This window comes from Mycobacterium hackensackense, assembly GCF_025822555.1.
Taxonomy (GTDB): domain Bacteria; phylum Actinomycetota; class Actinomycetes; order Mycobacteriales; family Mycobacteriaceae; genus Mycobacterium; species Mycobacterium fluoranthenivorans.
The window spans coordinates 365896-381545 of sequence record NZ_JACKUC010000029.1; the positions used below are offsets into that span (position 1 = coordinate 365896).

The following is a 15650-nucleotide window of genomic DNA, read 5'->3' on the forward strand; positions in this document are numbered from 1 at the left end:
ACCGGCGCCCCGCGCGGACGTTCTCAGGTCCGGCTCAGATGGGCCCGCAGCGCCGATGTCAGGTCGGCCACCGCGGCCTCGCTCCCACCCCCGAGCGGGAAGAAATTGGCGAAGGCGTGCACCAGCGAGCCGTACTCCCGCCAGTCGACCGCGACCCCGGCGGCGGCCAGCGCCCGCGCATAGGACCGGCCCTCGTCACGGAGCGGGTCGAACCCGCCGGTGGCCACGAGCGCCGGTGACAGGCCCGACAGATCGGAGGCCAGCAGCGGCGACACCCGCGGATCACCGGGGTCGGTCGCCGACCCGGCCAGGTAGTGGTGCCGGAACCAGTCCATATTCGCCTTGGCCAGGAAGAACCCGTCCGCGAACAGGGTCTTGGACACCGTCGAGCCCTGGAAATCGGTGACCGGATAGAGCAGCACCTGCAGAACCGGCAATCGCACGCCGGCGGCCCGGGCCGACTGCGTGACGACCGCGGCGAGATTCCCGCCGGCGCTGTCACCGCCGACGGCCACTCGACCGGGGTCGGCACCGAGTTCACCGGCATGCTCCAGCGACCAGCGGTAGGCGGCGTCCGCGTCGTCGGCCGCGGCGGGCGCCTTGTGCTCGGGCGCAAGCCGGTAGTCGACGGACAACACGTGCACGCCGGCGTCGTGGCAGAGGCGTCGGCACAGCGCGTCGTGCGTGTCGATGCCACCCTCGACGAATCCGCCGCCGTGGTAGAAGACCAGCAGCGCGGCACCGTCACCGGACCGGTAATGACGCACCGGGATCGGACCGCCCGGTCCGGGAATCGTGAAGTCGCGGACCGGGACCACGACCGGGGTCCGGAACGCCGCGGCCGCGCGGCTCAGCTGCCGGCGCGAGACGGGAATGTCGTCACTGGCGCTCAATCCACGCACACCGGTCAGGTGCTGCGCCGCGAGCATCAGCTGCAGCGACGTGTCCAGGGTGTTGCCGTCGATGGTGATCGACCGGCGCCCCAGGAGCAGCCGTTTCACCGGGTCGGGGATTCTGGCCATGACCGGTACGCCGATTCGGCCGGCCGTGCTGGCGGCCCGCAGACGTAACCGCCCGGGATTCCGCCATGCTGGCAGACTTTGCGTCATGACTCCTCCTACGCAACCCACGATCGTGCTGAACGACGGCAATGCCATACCAACCGTCGGGTTGGGAGTCTGGCAGACGCCGCCGGAAGAGACGCAACGCGCCGTCGAAGCGGCCCTGTCGACGGGCTACCGGCATATCGACACCGCGGCCGTGTACGGCAACGAGACCGAGGTCGGTCACGCGATCAAGGCCTCCGGGGTGCCGCGCGAGGAGGTGTTTCTGGTCACCAAGCTGTGGAACGCCGACCAGGGTTACGACAAGGGTCTGAAGGCTTTCGACGTCAGTGCCGAGCGTCTCGGCGTCGACTACGTGGACCTGTACCTCATCCACTGGCCCGTCCCGGCGGCCAACCTGTTCGTGGATTCCTTCAAGGCGCTGGCGCACCTGCGCGAGCAGGGCCGGGTTCGGTCCATCGGGGTGAGCAACTTCGCCCCCGAGCATCTGCGCACGCTGATCGCCGATACCGGGATCGTCCCCGCCGTCAACCAGATCGAATTGCACCCGCGTCTGCCGCAGCAGGAGTTGCGGCAGGTGCACGTGGAGCTGGGCATCGCCACCGAGGCCTGGAGCCCGCTGGGCCAGGGCGGACTGCTCAGCGACCCGGTGGTGACCACCGTGGCGGACACGCACGGCAAAACACCTGCCCAGGTGCTCATCAGATGGCACATCCAGCTGGGTAATATCGTGATCCCGAAGTCGGTGAACCCTGACCGGATTGCGAGTAATTTCGACGTGTTCGATTTCGAACTGAGCGAGCAGGACATCGCATCCATCGCCACGCTCGACGACGGCGCACGGCTGGGTCCCGATCCACGCACGTTCAATTTCACAGGGTAGGTAGACATGACCTCGGTAGCTGCTGTGCCCAATGTTGGGCTCAGCGATGACAACACCATTCCGGCGCTGGGTATCGGTGTCGGTGAGCTCTCCGACACCGAAGCCGAGCGCGCCGTCGCGGCGGCACTGGAAATCGGTGTGCGCCTTATCGATACCGCTGCCGCCTACGGCAACGAAGCGGGAGTCGGGCGCGCCATCGCCGCGTCCGGCATCCCGCGTGCCGAGATCTTCGTCACCACCAAACTGGCGACGGCCGACCAAGGGTTCCAGTCCGGGCAGGATGCCGCCAAGGCCAGCCTGGAGCGTCTCGGCCTGGACTACCTCGATCTGTACCTGATCCACTGGCCGGCCGGGGACACCAGCAAGTACGTCGACAGCTGGGGTGCGCTGATGCGCCTGCAGGGCGCCGACAAGCTGGTCAAGTCGATCGGTGTGTGCAATTTCGGCGCAGAGGAACTCGCCACGATCATCGATCTCACCTACAACAGCCCGGTGGTCAACCAGATCGAGCTGCACCCGCTGCTCAATCAGGCGGCGCTGCGTGCGGTCAACGCCGAACGCAATATCGTCACCGAGGCCTACAGTCCGCTCGGGGTGGGCAAGCTGCTGAGCAACCCGGCCATCACCGCGATCGCCGCCGAGTACGGCAAGACCCCGGCTCAGGTGCTGATCCGGTGGAGCCTGCAACTGGGCAACGTGGTGATTCCCCGGTCGTCCTCACCCGAGCGCATCGCGGAGAACGTCGACGTGTTCGACTTCGAGTTGACGACGACGCATATGGCGACGCTGAACTCGCTCGACGACGGCACCCGGTACCGCCCGGATCCGGCCACCTACACCGGCACCTAGCGTTCATCGCGCGGACATCTCGATGGAGTTACCTGCGCCGGTGGGTTTTTCGGTGCGAGCAGGGGCCGCGAGCCTCGCCCTGACGCTCGTGGCGGTGGCGTTGCCGGTGGCCGCCGCGGCTCCGTCGGGAACGTGTCCGCCCGGTGAGGTCGAGGACTTGTACACCGGTGTGTGCATGCCGCATGTGGTGCCGAACTCACCGCAGATCACCTTCGGCTCGGGACCGGATCCGCTGCCCGAGGTGGACGGTATCCCGTGCACCGGACAGAACTCGTACGAGTGCCTCGGCCTGGGCGAGGAGCCGCCGACGCCCAGTCCGTCGCCGACGTCCAAGGTCGGGCGCTGACGCGTCGACGGGGCTGCCGGGGGCTCGCCCCGCAATTACTGGCAGCTGACCGGGTTGCCTCCTATGGTTAGCCGGTGGAAGGAACTCCGTTCGGCCGGTACCGCCTGGTCAGGGTGCTGGGCCGGGGCGGTATGGGCGAAGTGTGGCAGGCCTTCGACACCACGATGAATCGGGTGGTCGCGCTGAAAGTGCTGCCCGCCAACCTTGCCGACGACGACACCTACCAGCGCAGGTTCCGCCGCGAGGCCCAGATGGCGGCCGGGCTGGATGAGCCCCACATCGTCCCGATCCACGATTTCGGCGAGATCGACGGTCGCCTCTATGTGACGATGCGGCTGATCGACGGCAAGACCGTGCACGAACTCCTCGAGGGCGGCCCGCTGTCACCCCCACGGGCCGTGGCGATCATCGAACAGATCGCCGCCGCACTCAATGCCGCCCATCGCGTCGGTCTGGTGCACCGTGACGTCAAACCGTCGAACATCTTGGTCACCGACGAGGACTTCGCCTACCTGATCGATTTCGGTATCGCGCGCAGCGCCGGGGCCACCAAGTTGACCAGCACCGGCTCCACGATCGGCACCTTGTCCTATATGGCGCCCGAGCGGCTGTCCACCGACAGTTCCGATGCCCGCGCCGATGTGTACGCGCTGACATGTGTGTTGCACGAATGCCTGACGGGCTCGCAGCCGTTTCCCGGCGACAGCGTGGAACGGCAGATCGCCGGCCACCTCACTCTCCCCCCGCCCCGGCCGTCGACGCTGCGGCCCGGTATCCCGCCGCACCTGGATCAGGTCATCGCCACCGGCATGGCCAAGAATCCGGAGCACCGCTACGCCACCACCAGGGATCTGGCGGTGGCCGCCCGTGCGGCCCTGACCACACCCGCGGCACCCGCGGCACCCGTGCCGATCGCGCCCGCCACACCGACCGCCGTCGGAACCTGGGCTCCCCCGGCCACTGCGGCCCCGTATCAGCAGTGGGCCGCACCTGCGGCGCCGGCCTGGCAGCCCGCCACCCAGAACACGGCACCGTGGTGGCGCGGACCGGCGATCCTGATTCCCCTCGGCCTGCTGGTCGTCGTCGTCATCGCCGTGGCCGCCGTCCTTCTCATCATCAACGGACAGTCCGGCAACTCGACCGGTCAACGGGTCGCCGGTACCACCGCCGCCCCGCGGACATCCGCCGCAGCGGGCACGAATACCACTGCACCGCAGTCGACTTCGTCATCCACGCCGACATCCTCACCATCTCCATCGGGACCGGTGCAGCTGCAGACCGCCGACGGGCTGGCCGCCCTGATGGAAACCATCCGGGGCAAGTTCGCCGACACCATGGGCTACCAGTTGGTGGTCTACCCCACCTACGCGATCCTCGACCGGGCCGATCCGACGAACTCCCATGTCGAGCACAGCTATATGTACCGCGGCGACAGCTGGCAGGAGTGGGGCTCGCCGACCTCCACGAGTTCGTTCGATGTGCTGGCCGATCTCGGCGCCATCAACGTGCCCGCCGTCGCGGCCACGCTGGCCGCCGCGCCGATGAAGCTCGGCGCACCGGACGGGAGCGGGGTGTACCTGATCGTGGAAGGTGCCGAAGGTGGGGTCCTGGAATTGGCCGTCCATTCGACGGCCCCGGGCACCGGCTTCATGCAGGTCAATCCCGACGGCAGCATCAAAGAGGTGTTCCCGCCCTAGCCCCTCAGGCGGCCGGGCAGGTGGCGGCCGCCTCGCGCAGCACCGCCGCCGAGGGCATGTCGACCGGGAGTCCGTAACCGCGCAGCACGGCGGCGAACTGCACCGCGTACTGACACCAGAACGCATGATTGGGCGGCATCCAGCGCGCGGGTTCGGCATCGCTCTTGTCCTGATTGGCCTGCCCCTCAACGGCGATCAGATTGGCCGGGTCGTTGGCGAAGCGCAGCCGCAGCGCATCCGTCCAGTTCCGCGCACCCAGATCCCAGGCCAGCGCCAACGGCACGATGTGGTCGATCTGCACCGACGCACCGACCTGATTGCCGCGCACGAACGCGATCGCGTTGTCGGTGTACGGGTCGTGCAGTGTGCCGGTGGCCACCGCCTGGGGGCAGCGCTTGATCGCCACGTAGGTCTTGTCGACGAGATCCCGGTTGAGGATGTCGTTTCGGGTATCGCACCCGTTGTGCCCACCCGGAGCGTCGTTGAGGTCATCCCAGGCATCGCCGAACGCCGCGCGGCGATAGTCGTTACCCCGGTCCCGCGCCGGGATCTCGGGGATCCCCGACAGGATGTCCACACCCGCTGCGACGGTGGGGATATCGGCATGCGCGAGCCTGCCCGCGTCGGTCTGGGTGAGCACCTGCACCGCGACGACGACCGCGAGCACCACCCCGGCCGCCAGCGGCCACAGCCGCCTCACGACATGTCCAGGTACTGGACTCGCTCGGTGTCGGTGAACTGCGCGGCCAGGACGTCGAGTCCGGGTTGGCGCGGATTGTCCTGGTAGGCAGCCTGACAGAACTCCCGGGCGGCCTCGATGATGTGCTGGTGGTCGGCCAGGGACAGAAACCGCAGGGTCATTCGCCTGCCGGACTGGCTGTAGCCCAGCACATCTCCCTCACGGCGCTCCTGCAGATCCAGATCGGCAAGGGCGAAACCGTCGAGGGTGCCGGCCACCGCACGCAGCCGGTCGGCGGCCTTGGTCGATTCCTTCGTCCTGGACACCAACAGGCACAGGCTCGGATGCTCGCCGCGGCCGATCCGTCCGCGCAGCTGATGCAATTGGCTGATCCCGAATCGCTCGGCGTCCATCACCACCATGACGGTGGCATTGGGCACATCCACCCCGACCTCGATGACGGTGGTGCAGACCAGCACATCGATCTCGCCCGCCCGGAATGCACTCATCACCGCGTCCTTCTCGTCGGCGGGCAGCCGGCCGTGCATCAGCCCCAGCCGCAGTGCCGACAGCGGGCCGTTGCGCAGGAACTCCAGCAGTTGCAGCACGGTGATGGGCGGCGGCCCCTGCTCGTTCTCCGATTTGTCGGACTCGTCGATGCGGGAGGCCACCACGTAGGCCTGCCGGCCGGCGGCGACCTCCTCCACGATGCGCGCCCACACCCGATCCAGCCAGGCGGGTTTGTCGGTGGTGAACACCGCATTGGTGGTGATCGGCTGACGACCGCGGGGCAGCTCACGCAACACCGAGGTTTCCAGGTCGCCGAACACGGTCAGTGCGATGGTGCGCGGGATCGGCGTGGCCGTCATGACCAGGAGATGCGGAGTGATCCCACCGGTTGCCTTGGCCCGCAGTCGGTCTCGCTGTTCGACGCCGAACCTGTGCTGTTCGTCGACGACCACCATGCCGAGCTGATGGAACTCCACCGACTCCTGGATGAGGGCGTGGGTGCCGATCACGATGCCCGCCGCGCCGGTGGCGATCTCATCGCGGACCTGACGCTTCTGCTGTGGCGACATCGACCCGGTCAGCAGCGCGACCCGGGTGGCACCCTCGGGAGCCCCGAGTTCGCCCGCCGTCGCCAGCGGTCCGAGCACCGACCGCACCGAGCGGGCGTGCTGCACCGCCAGGACTTCGGTGGGGGCCAGCAACGCGCACTGGTAACCCGCGTCGACCACCTGCAGCATCGCCAGTACCGACACGATGGTCTTACCGGAGCCGACCTCACCCTGGAGCATCCGGTTCATCGGGCGGGCCTCGGCGAGGTCGGCGGAGATGACCTCAAGCACCTCACGCTGGCCACCGGTCAGCTCGAACGGCAACTGCCGCAAGAGCGCCCCGGCCAACCCGTCATCGCGCTTCGGGGCGGCCGGACCGGTCTCACCGAGCTCGCTGTAGCGCCGGGACACCAGCGCCCATTGCAGGCCGACGGCCTCGTCGATCGCCAACCGTTCCTGGGCCCGCGTGCGTTCGACCGCGTTCTCCGCCAGGTGAATCGCCCGCAACGCCTGGTCCTCGGAGATCAGATCCCATTGCCGCACAATCGCTTCCGGGAGGACTTCGGGGACCGGATCGAGCACGTCGAGCACCTGGCGCACGCACCCGTAGACATCCCAGCTCTGCACTTTCGCCGTCGCGGGATAGATCGGGAAGAAGTCACGCTCGAAGGCGGCCAGCAGGTCATCTCCCGCGGAGGCCTCCGCGATCGACTTCAGCGACTTGGTGCCGATGGTGCGCCCGCTCGGGGAGTCCAGGACCAGGAAGGCCGGATGGTCCAACTGCACTGTCTGGCGGAAGAATTTGACCTCCCCCGACATCATCAGCCGGGTGCCCGGCACCAGATCCTTGATCAAGTAGTCGGCATTGAAAAAGGTCGCGGTCACCTCGGGACGGCGGTTGCCCAGTGTCACCCGCAGGTACATCCGCTGCCGCTTACCCGGCTGGCGCCGCATCGGTTTGGCCACCGCGTCGGTGATGACATCGACGAGGGTGACATGGTCGCCCTCGGTGAGCTCGAGTTCCTCACCCTCCCCGCTGACCGACATGCCGTCGCTGTACTTACGCGGGAAATGACGTAACAGGTCGTTGACGGTGCGGAGTCCGAACGCCTCCTCCAGCTTGTCGGCGGCCTTGGCCCCCAGCACGTTGACCAGCCGTTCGCCCAGTGCGACCACCGTTACTCCACCCCGATCAGCAGTGCGTCCCCATGGTGGTCGGTGCGGTAACTGATCACCTCGGCACCGAGATGTCGCTCGTGCACATGCCTGCGCAACTGCTCACCCACCGCGTCGTCGACCCCCGCACCGATCAGGACGGTCACCAGTTCGCCGCCGGACGCCAGCAGCAGATCAACCAAACCCGTTGCAGCCGAGCCGATATCGTGGGCGACGATCAGCACCTCGTCACCGGTGATGCCGAGACCGTCGCCGGGTTTGCACGCACCCGCCCACGTCAGCGCCGACTCCGTGGCCACCCGAACCGCACCGTGCCTGGCGCCCGCCGCGGCCCGCGCCATGGCGTAGCCGTCATCGACGGTCTGGCGGCCCGCGTCGTGCACCGCCAATGCGGCCAGACCCTGCACCATCGATGCGGCCGGCACCGGCACCACGTCGATACCCCAGCCGGTGGCCGCGGTGCAGCCGGCGACGAGTTCCTCCGCGGCGACAAAGCCGTTGGGCAACAACATCACCTGTTCGGCATCGGCCTCGACGAGCGCCCGCAGCAACCGCTGGGCGCTGATGGGCGCGCCGTCGTCGGGCCGCAACACCCGGGCGCCCTCGCCGGCGAACAGTTCGTCGGCGCCGTCACCGTCGACCACCGCGAGCACCGCGCGGTCCCGGCTCCGGTGCGCATTCGGGTGGGCTCCGGTCAGCGCGGTGATCTGGATCCGGCTGAGCACGCCGGCCGCCAGACCCGCCTCCACGGCCGCGCCGGCATCGTCGGTGTGCACGTGCACCGAATGGCTGCCGGCGGCCCCGCTGGAGGCGGCCGCGGCGATGGCCACCGAATCCCCCAGCTGGTCCAGTGCGCCGCGCAGTCTGTCGACATCGCCCTGGCTGCATCCACTGAGCAGATACATCACCTCGAACCGGGGAGTGGCCGAACCGGCGGAGACCTCGAGGTGCGGGGTCGCCGGTTCGTACCGCTGCCGCCGTGGCGCGCTGCCGGTGAGGGTCATGGTCATGGCATCCAGCAGCACCAGCAGACCCCGGCCGCCGGCATCCACGACGCCCGCCTCGGCCAGCACGTCGAGTTGGTCGGGGGTCTTCTCCAGGGCGATCGCCGCCGCATCGGCGGCCGATGCCACGACCACGCCCACCTCGGCGCCCGACGCGGCCACGTCCTCGGCGGCACCCGCGGCGGCCTGCAACACCGACACGATGGTGCCGGGCACCTCCTGGCCCATCGAGGCGACGACCAACCCCTCGGCGCGGCGCAGCGCCTCGGCCAGTACCGGTCCGTCGATCTCGGCGAGGCCGAGCCCGGCGGTGACCTCGGCGAGGCCCCGCAGAATCTGCGAGAGGATCACCCCGGAGTTGCCGCGGGCCCCGTGCAGGGCGCCGTCGGACAGGGCCGCGGCCACGCCGGCGACTCCGGTGACGATGTCCTGGCCGATCCGGTCATCAGCCCAGACCACCGCGGCCCGCATGGTGAACAGCATGTTCGTCCCGGTGTCGGAATCCGCCACCGGGAAGACGTTGAGGCCGTTGATCTCGTCGGTATGGGTGATCAGGTGCCCGACGGCGTGGTGCGCCCAATCCCGCAGGCCGGCCGCATCGAGCCGAACTCCCGAAATCTCGGCCACCTCACCTCCACTGACGCACGTTCAGACCGCGCCAGCCTAGCCACCGCACCCGACAATCCGGCGCGCTGCTGCACAGGTTGTGGACCGTTTTGGCGATCCGTCACCCCGGCCGGTATCCTGGTCAGGTTGTCGGGTCGACTCGCGACGCTTTGGCGGCGCAGCATCCAGACCCCCCAAGTACTGATACAAGGAGTTCTCGATATGGCTGCCGTGTGCGATATCTGCGCGAAGGGCCCCGGCTTCGGCAAGTCGGTGTCGCACTCGCATCGTCGGACCAACCGTCGCTGGGATCCGAACATCCAGACCGTGCGTGCCGTCACCCGTCCGGGTGGCAACAAGCAGCGCCTGAACGTGTGCACCTCCTGCCTCAAGGCCGGCAAGGTCGCCCGCGGCTGATCTAGGCCGCACTCCGCGTCGATAGGCCGGTGGACTTCGGTCCGCCGGCCTATTTGCGTGCTCGCCTCATGGCAGGCGCCAATCGATGGGATCGGCACCCAGCCCGGTCAGCAGCTCGTTGGTCCTGCTGAACGGCCGGGAGCCGAAGAATCCGCGGGACGCCGACAGTGGCGACGGGTGCACCGACTCGATCACCGCACAGTCGCCTTCGGCCAGCATCGGCTTGAGGGTGGCGGCGTCGCGTCCCCACAACACCGCGACGAGCGGCTGCGGCCGGGCCACCAGGGCCCGGATCGCCCGTTCGGTGACCGCCTCCCAGCCCTTTCCGCGGTGTGAGGCCGGACTGCCCGGCCGCACCGTGAGCACCCTGTTGAGCAGCATCACGCCCTGCTGCGCCCACGGCGTGAGATCACCGGTCGCGGGTACCGGGTGCCCCAGGTCGGTGCTGTACTCGTTGAAGATGTTGCCCAGACTGCGCGGTACCGGGCGGACATCGGGTGCCACCGAGAAGCTCAGACCCACCGCATGCCCCGGCGTCGGGTACGGATCCTGGCCGACGATGAGCACCCGCACGGCCTCGAAGGGAAAGGTGAACGCCCGCAAGACGTTCTCGCCGGCCGGCAGGTAACGGTGCCCGGCGGCCAGTTCCTCACGCAGGAATTCCCCGAGTGCCGTGATCTGCGGGGCCACCGGCTCGAGCGCGCGCGCCCACCCCGGTTCGACGAGTTCGGTCAGAGGGCGTGGTGTCACGAACGCCCAAACTAGCGTGTCGCGCGTTCAGAACGACTGCCAGCCCGTGCTTCCACGCCACGGCTCACCGTCGAGGTCCACGCCGGCGGCGCCGTCGAGCACACGCCCGATCGTGCGCCAGCCAGGTGGCGGCGCCCCGGCGAAGGTGGCCACCAGCGCATGGTCCTCACCTCCGCCGAGCACCCAGTCCCAGGCGTCGTCGCCGGTGCCGGCGGCCACCGGGGCCAGCGCGTCGTGGTCGGCCCGCAGCGCCTGCCCGGACAGGTCGATGCGCACCCCGGAGGCCGCCGCGATATGCCCCAGATCGGCGGCCAGCCCGTCGGACACGTCGGTCATCGCGCTGGCGCCGGCCCGCGCGGCAGCCGCACCCTGCCCGTACGGCGGTTCCGGCACCAGATGCCGCCGGCGCAATTCGGCCGGCTCGCAGATTCCCTTGAGCCACAACGCATAGCCGGCCGCCGAGCGGCCGAGTTCGCCGATGACCGCCACGATGTCACCGGGCCGTGCGGTATCCCGGCGTACGGGTTCGCGACCACCGAGGTCACCCAGGACGGTCACCGAGACGACCCACAGCGGTGCACTCACCAGATCGCCGCCGGCGATCCCGGCACCGAACTTCGCGGCCTCGGCCCACATCCCGTCGCTCATGGCGACCGCCGCCGAGGCCGGCGTTTCCTTGGGGGCCCCGAAAGCCACCACGAACGCCGTCGGGGTGGCGCCCATCGCCTCGGCATCGGCGGCATTCTGGGCGACCGCCTTGCGGCCGATGTCGTACGGCGTGGACCAGTCCAGCCGAAAGTGCCGGTCCTGCACCAGCATGTCGGTCGACACCACGGTGCGGCCGTCGCCGGCCAGCACGATCGCCGCGTCGTCGCCGGGGCCCAGGGCCACCGACGGCGGTTGCGCACGTCCCGCCACGATCCTGTCGATGACGGTGAACTCCCCGACCTGCGCCAGGGTGGGGTCCCTGTCCGTCATCTCACCTGTCTCCACCCTGAACAGTCACGCGACCTGCGGTACGTTTGGTCCCTGCGACGCCGAGTCTATGTACTGGAATGGAGGGGACACCCGGTGGTGGAGGCTTTCATGCTGATTCAAACCGAGGTGGGCCGTGCCGAGGTCGTCGCCAAACAACTTGCCGGACTGCCCGGGGTGCTCTCCGCCGAGTACGTCACCGGGCCGTACGACGTGGTCGCCAGGATCGGCGCCGCCACCATGGCCGAACTGCATGACGGGGTTGCCGCACAGGTGCAGCAGGTGACCGGTATCACCCGCACCCTGACCTGCCCGATCGCCGACGGGGCCGCCCCATAGAGTTGCGGGGTGCCCGATCCCGATATCCAGGACGGTCCGCCCCGGGGCCTGATCATCGCGGCGGCCGGTGTGGCGCTGGCCGCAGTGGTCGTGCTGCTCAGCCTCGCCGCCATCCGCCAGACCGATCCGGCTCCCCGTCCGGTGGCGATCGCCGCCGCCCCGGCCCCGGCTGCCGACGGACCGCAGTGCGCGGCGCTGCTCGCGAGCCTGCCCGACCAACTCGGTGACTACCACCGCGCCGTGGCCGTCGAGCCGGTGCCCGCGGGTGCGGCCGCCTGGCAGCAGGAGTCCGCGAACACCGAACCGGTGATCCTGCGCTGCGGACTGGACCGGCCCGCCGATTTCGTGGTGGGGGCGCCGCTGCAGGTGGTCGACGAGGTGAGTTGGTTCGAGGTCAAAGGCGACGGCTCGAGCACCTGGTTCGCGGTCGACCGCGGGACCTACGTGGCGCTGACGCTGCCGCAGGGGTCGGGACCCACGCCCATCCAGCTGATGTCACGCACGATCGCACAGGTGATGCCGGCGCAGCCGCTCAATCCCGGCCCGCCGCGCTAGCGCAGGCCGGTACCGCGGGCGACGGCGGTCTCGACCATCGTCGCCAACAGGGTGGGATAGTCCACGCCGCTGGCCGCCCACATCCGCGGGTACATCGAGATGGTGGTGAACCCGGGCATCGTGTTGATCTCGTTGATCACCGGGCCCTGCTCGGTGAGGAAGAAGTCGACCCGGGCCAGGCCCTGGCAGTCGATGGCGCGGAAGGCCCGCATCGACAGCTGCCGGATCTCTTCGGCGACGGTGTCGTCGACCTTGGCCGGCACGTCGAGTTCCGCGGCGTCCTCCAGGTACTTCGTGGCGAAGTCGTAGAAGCCGTCCTCACGGCCGCGCACACCGGCCACCCGGATCTCGCCCACCGTGCTGGCCTCCAGATGGCCGTCGGGGAACTCCAGCACCCCGCATTCGAGCTCGCGGCCGGGCACCGCGGCCTCGACGATCACCTTGGGGTCATGCGTGCGTGCGTGGGCGATGGCCGCGGGAAGCCGGTCCCACGCCGTCACGCGGCTGACGCCGATGGACGACCCGCCGCGCGCCGGCTTCACGAACACCGGCAGGCCCAATCGTTCCCGGTCCTCCAGTTCCAGCGTGGCGTGGTGTGCGCGCAGCACCACCTGGTCACCGATCGGCAGGCCTTCGGCGGCCAGCAGCTTCTTGGTGAACTCCTTGTCCATACCGGCCGCGCTGGCCAGGACCCCGGCGCCGACATAGGGCACCCCCGCCAGTTCCAGCAGCCCCTGGATGGTGCCGTCCTCGCCGTAGGGACCGTGCAGCACCGGGAAGACGACGTCGACGGCGGCCAGCAGGTCACCGGCGGCCTCGTCCAGGGACAGCAGCTCACCTCGGCGGAGCGGATCGGCGGGCAGCGCCAGCGCGGTTCCGGAGGCTCCGGTCACCTCGGGCAGCGTGCCGTCGGTGATGGCCAGAGTTTCCGGGCTGCCGTCGGTGAGCACCCAGGATCCCTCGGGCGTGATCCCGACGGCGACCACTTCGAACCGTTCCGGGTCGAGGTTGCGCAGGATACTGCCGGCCGACACACACGAGATCGCGTGCTCAGAGCTGCGTCCGCCGTAGACGACGGCGACGCGGATACGGGCACTCACAATCAGGAGACGTTACCGGCTGGCGCCGCGGCGGGGAGTTTCAGCCCAGCGCGCTCTCGATATCGGCGACGATGTCGTCGGTGTCCTCGATACCCAGCGACAGCCGCGCGAAGCCCTCGCCGACCGGGTCCCCCCAGCGGGCCCGGCGGTCCACGCAGGTGTGGATGCCACCGAAGCTCGTCGCGGCCACCAGCAGCGAGCTGCGCTCGACCAGGGCGTGGACGGCCGCCGCGTCCTCGAGTTCGACGGCCACCAGACCGCCGAAGCGCTTCATCTGTTCGGCCGCGACCGGATGCGAGGGGTCACCGGGCAGCCCGGGATAGCGCACCGACCGGACGGCGGGGTGGTCGCGCAGCATCAGGGCCACCGCCGCGGCGTTGCGGCACTGCCGTTCGATCCGCAGACCCGCGGTGCCCAGACTGCGCAGCGCCAGCCATGCCTCGAACGGCCCGAGCACCGGCCCGGACAGCAGCCGATCCCGCTCGATCCGGGTCATCAGCTCGTCGTTGCATCCGGCCACGTACCCCGCCAAGAGGTCGCTGTGCCCCGACAGCGCCTTGGTGGCGCTGGCGACCACGAGGTCCGCGCCCAGCGACAGCGGTTGCAGACCCAACGGTGTCGCGGCGGTGTTGTCCACCACCAGAGTGCTTCGGCGGCCCCGGCAGATGGTGGCCAGGCGGTGCAGATCGACCACATCCAGCGTGGGGTTCACCGGCGTCTCGGCCAGCACCACATCGGCGTCCGCGGCCGCATCGCACATCTGCGCCGCGGTCGCCTCGACAACGTTGACCCCTTGCCGGGCAAGGTATTCGGCCGCGTACCGGCGGACCTGATAGTAGCCGTCGGCCGGCACCACGAGCGTGGTCTGCGGCCCGGTCAACACCCGCAGCACCGAGGTGATGGCGCCCATCCCGGAGCCGTAGGTCAGCGCGGTCGACGCGCCCTCCAACTCCGCCAACGCCGATTCCAGTTGACGCCAGGTCGGATTCGAGACCCGACCATAGGTGTCCAGATCCCCGGATTCGTCGGCCGCCAGGTGGTAGGCCGAGGCCGGAACCGGCGCGGGAGCGATCGGAGCACCCGGACTTGCATGGCCGCCAACGACTTTGACCGTTCGGGTGGAGTCCCCGTATGTCCCGCTCATGCCGGCCTACTCCGGTTTGGTGCTGCGCCCGAGCAGCAGCATGACGGCATCGGTGACGGACAACCCGCGGTGGCAGACCTGGTGGACGGCATCGGTGAGCGGCATCTCCACGTCATAGCTGGACGCGAGTGCGAGCACCGACCGGCACGAGGTCACCCCCTCGGCGACGTGCCCTTCGGCGGCCTCCAGCGCGGATTCCATCGAACCGCCCAGCCCGAGACGCTCCCCGAAGGTGCGATTGCGCGACCGCGGCGACGTGCACGTGGCGACCAGGTCACCGACGCCGGCCAGCCCGGCCAGGGTGGCGCCTTTGGCGCCCAACGCGATTCCCAGCCGCATGATCTCGGCCAGGCCCCGGGTGATGATCGCGGCCGAGGTGTTCTCCCCCAGCCCGACACCCGCGGCCATGCCGCAGGCCAGCGCGATGACGTTCTTACAGGCGCCGCCGATCTCGGCGCCCACCACATCGGCATTGGTATACGGCCGGAAGTACGGCGTGGACAGGGCACGTTGAAGGGCGACCGCCCGGCCGGAGTCGCTGCAGGCGACCACCGTGGCCGCCGGTTGCCCATCGGCGACCTCTTTGGCCAGGTTGGGCCCGGACACCACCGCGACCCGCGCCGGGTCGGCACCGGTGACCTGCACCACCACCTGACTCATCCGCATGAGCGTGTCCAACTCGATGCCCTTGGCCAGGCTCACCAGCGTGGCGTCGACACCGATCAGGTGCTTCCAGTGCTCGAGATTGGTCCGCAGCGTCTGCGACGGCACCCCCAGCAGCACCGTGCAGGCACCGTCGAGCGCCTCGGCCGGATCGCAGGTGGCCCGGATGCTCTCCGGCAGCGCCGTGTCCCCGAGGTAGAACGGATTGCGATGGGTCGCGTTGATCTCCTCGGCAAGCTCGGGACGGCGCGTCCACAACGTCACACCGTTACCGGCATCGGCAAGCACCTTCGCCAGCGCTGTTCCCCATGCACCGGCACCCATCACCGCGGCTTCGACCACGCT

Annotated in this window: 16 protein-coding genes; 7 read left to right on the forward strand and 9 right to left on the reverse strand. The window is 69.3% G+C overall.

Features of this window, described 5'->3' with window-relative positions; all coding sequences use genetic code 11:
- Window positions 1–23: 23 nt before the first annotated feature.
- Window positions 24–1109, reverse strand: coding sequence for an alpha/beta hydrolase (locus H7J86_RS04905; RefSeq protein WP_276064970.1), 1086 nt, complete (start codon window positions 1107–1109; stop codon window positions 24–26).
- Between H7J86_RS04905 and H7J86_RS04910 the strand changes: the two genes are divergently transcribed.
- From H7J86_RS04910 to H7J86_RS04925, 4 genes are all read left to right on the forward strand, one after another.
- Entirely contained in the window at window positions 1108–1947 is an 840-nt protein-coding gene (locus tag H7J86_RS04910) for an aldo/keto reductase (protein ID WP_090356925.1), read from the forward strand. The two genes, H7J86_RS04905 and H7J86_RS04910, sit on opposite strands and share 2 nt — an antisense overlap.
- A 6-nt stretch (window positions 1948–1953) precedes the next feature.
- Window positions 1954–2796 (forward strand): aldo/keto reductase, encoded by an 843-nt coding sequence (locus H7J86_RS04915; protein WP_090356928.1) that lies wholly within the window; start codon window positions 1954–1956, stop codon window positions 2794–2796.
- 40 nt (window positions 2797–2836) lie between these two features.
- Window positions 2837–3142: an intersectin-EH binding protein Ibp1 gene (locus tag H7J86_RS04920; RefSeq protein WP_267289668.1), complete on the forward strand. Its 306-nt coding sequence runs from the start codon at window positions 2837–2839 to the stop codon at window positions 3140–3142.
- 74 nt (window positions 3143–3216) lie between these two features.
- Window positions 3217–4839, forward strand: a complete 1623-nt coding sequence (locus tag H7J86_RS04925; RefSeq protein WP_267289670.1) for a serine/threonine-protein kinase — start codon at window positions 3217–3219, stop codon at window positions 4837–4839.
- A 4-nt stretch (window positions 4840–4843) separates the two neighbouring features.
- On the opposite strand, the gene H7J86_RS04930 is transcribed toward H7J86_RS04925, so the two are convergent.
- Genes H7J86_RS04930 through H7J86_RS04940 form a run of 3 tightly spaced genes read right to left on the reverse strand, consistent with a single transcriptional unit; the run spans window position 4844 to window position 9374 of the window.
- Window positions 4844–5539, reverse strand: a complete 696-nt coding sequence (locus H7J86_RS04930; protein WP_187098931.1) for an HNH endonuclease family protein — start codon at window positions 5537–5539, stop codon at window positions 4844–4846.
- Window positions 5536–7752 carry an ATP-dependent DNA helicase RecG gene (recG, locus tag H7J86_RS04935; RefSeq protein WP_267289672.1) on the reverse strand — a complete coding sequence of 739 codons (2217 nt, stop codon included), beginning with the start codon at window positions 7750–7752 and terminating at the stop codon, window positions 5536–5538. The genes H7J86_RS04930 and recG overlap by 4 nt, the downstream gene beginning before the upstream one ends.
- A gap of 2 nt (window positions 7753–7754) precedes the next feature.
- Window positions 7755–9374 (reverse strand): DAK2 domain-containing protein, encoded by a 1620-nt coding sequence (locus tag H7J86_RS04940; RefSeq protein ID WP_267290587.1) that lies wholly within the window; start codon window positions 9372–9374, stop codon window positions 7755–7757.
- Between the two features lie 210 nt (window positions 9375–9584).
- Between H7J86_RS04940 and rpmB the strand changes: the two genes are divergently transcribed.
- Complete coding sequence (gene rpmB / locus H7J86_RS04945) at window positions 9585–9779, forward strand: 50S ribosomal protein L28 (protein ID WP_267289674.1); 195 nt, start codon at window positions 9585–9587, stop codon at window positions 9777–9779.
- A gap of 66 nt (window positions 9780–9845) precedes the next feature.
- Here the strand turns inward: rpmB and H7J86_RS04950 are convergent, their stop codons facing one another.
- Together H7J86_RS04950 and H7J86_RS04955 are read right to left on the reverse strand one after the other, a co-directional pair.
- Window positions 9846–10529 (reverse strand): uracil-DNA glycosylase, encoded by a 684-nt coding sequence (locus tag H7J86_RS04950; protein WP_267289676.1) that lies wholly within the window; start codon window positions 10527–10529, stop codon window positions 9846–9848.
- A gap of 27 nt (window positions 10530–10556) precedes the next feature.
- On the reverse strand, window positions 10557–11507 hold the full coding sequence (locus tag H7J86_RS04955; protein WP_187098928.1) for a thiamine-phosphate kinase: 951 nt from the start codon (window positions 11505–11507) through the stop codon (window positions 10557–10559).
- 93 nt (window positions 11508–11600) lie between these two features.
- Here H7J86_RS04955 and H7J86_RS04960 point away from each other — a divergent pair, with 93 nt between their 5' ends.
- Both H7J86_RS04960 and H7J86_RS04965 read left to right on the forward strand, forming a co-directional pair.
- Entirely contained in the window at window positions 11601–11843 is a 243-nt protein-coding gene (locus H7J86_RS04960) for an Lrp/AsnC family transcriptional regulator (RefSeq protein WP_187098927.1), read from the forward strand.
- Between the two features lie 9 nt (window positions 11844–11852).
- Window positions 11853–12398 (forward strand): DUF3515 domain-containing protein, encoded by a 546-nt coding sequence (locus H7J86_RS04965; protein ID WP_090356945.1) that lies wholly within the window; start codon window positions 11853–11855, stop codon window positions 12396–12398.
- Here the strand turns inward: H7J86_RS04965 and H7J86_RS04970 are convergent.
- The 3 genes from H7J86_RS04970 to H7J86_RS04980 are packed head-to-tail and all read right to left on the reverse strand — an operon-like array spanning window position 12395 to window position 15629.
- Window positions 12395–13498, reverse strand: coding sequence for a D-alanine--D-alanine ligase family protein (locus H7J86_RS04970; RefSeq protein ID WP_090356947.1), 1104 nt, complete (start codon window positions 13496–13498; stop codon window positions 12395–12397). The genes H7J86_RS04965 and H7J86_RS04970 overlap by 4 nt on opposite strands.
- A 40-nt stretch (window positions 13499–13538) precedes the next feature.
- Entirely contained in the window at window positions 13539–14642 is a 1104-nt protein-coding gene (locus H7J86_RS04975; RefSeq protein ID WP_267289678.1) for a cystathionine gamma-lyase, read from the reverse strand.
- A 6-nt stretch (window positions 14643–14648) separates the two neighbouring features.
- Window positions 14649–15629 (reverse strand): NAD(P)H-dependent glycerol-3-phosphate dehydrogenase, encoded by a 981-nt coding sequence (locus H7J86_RS04980; protein WP_267290589.1) that lies wholly within the window; start codon window positions 15627–15629, stop codon window positions 14649–14651.
- Between the last annotated feature and the right edge of the window lie 21 nt (window positions 15630–15650).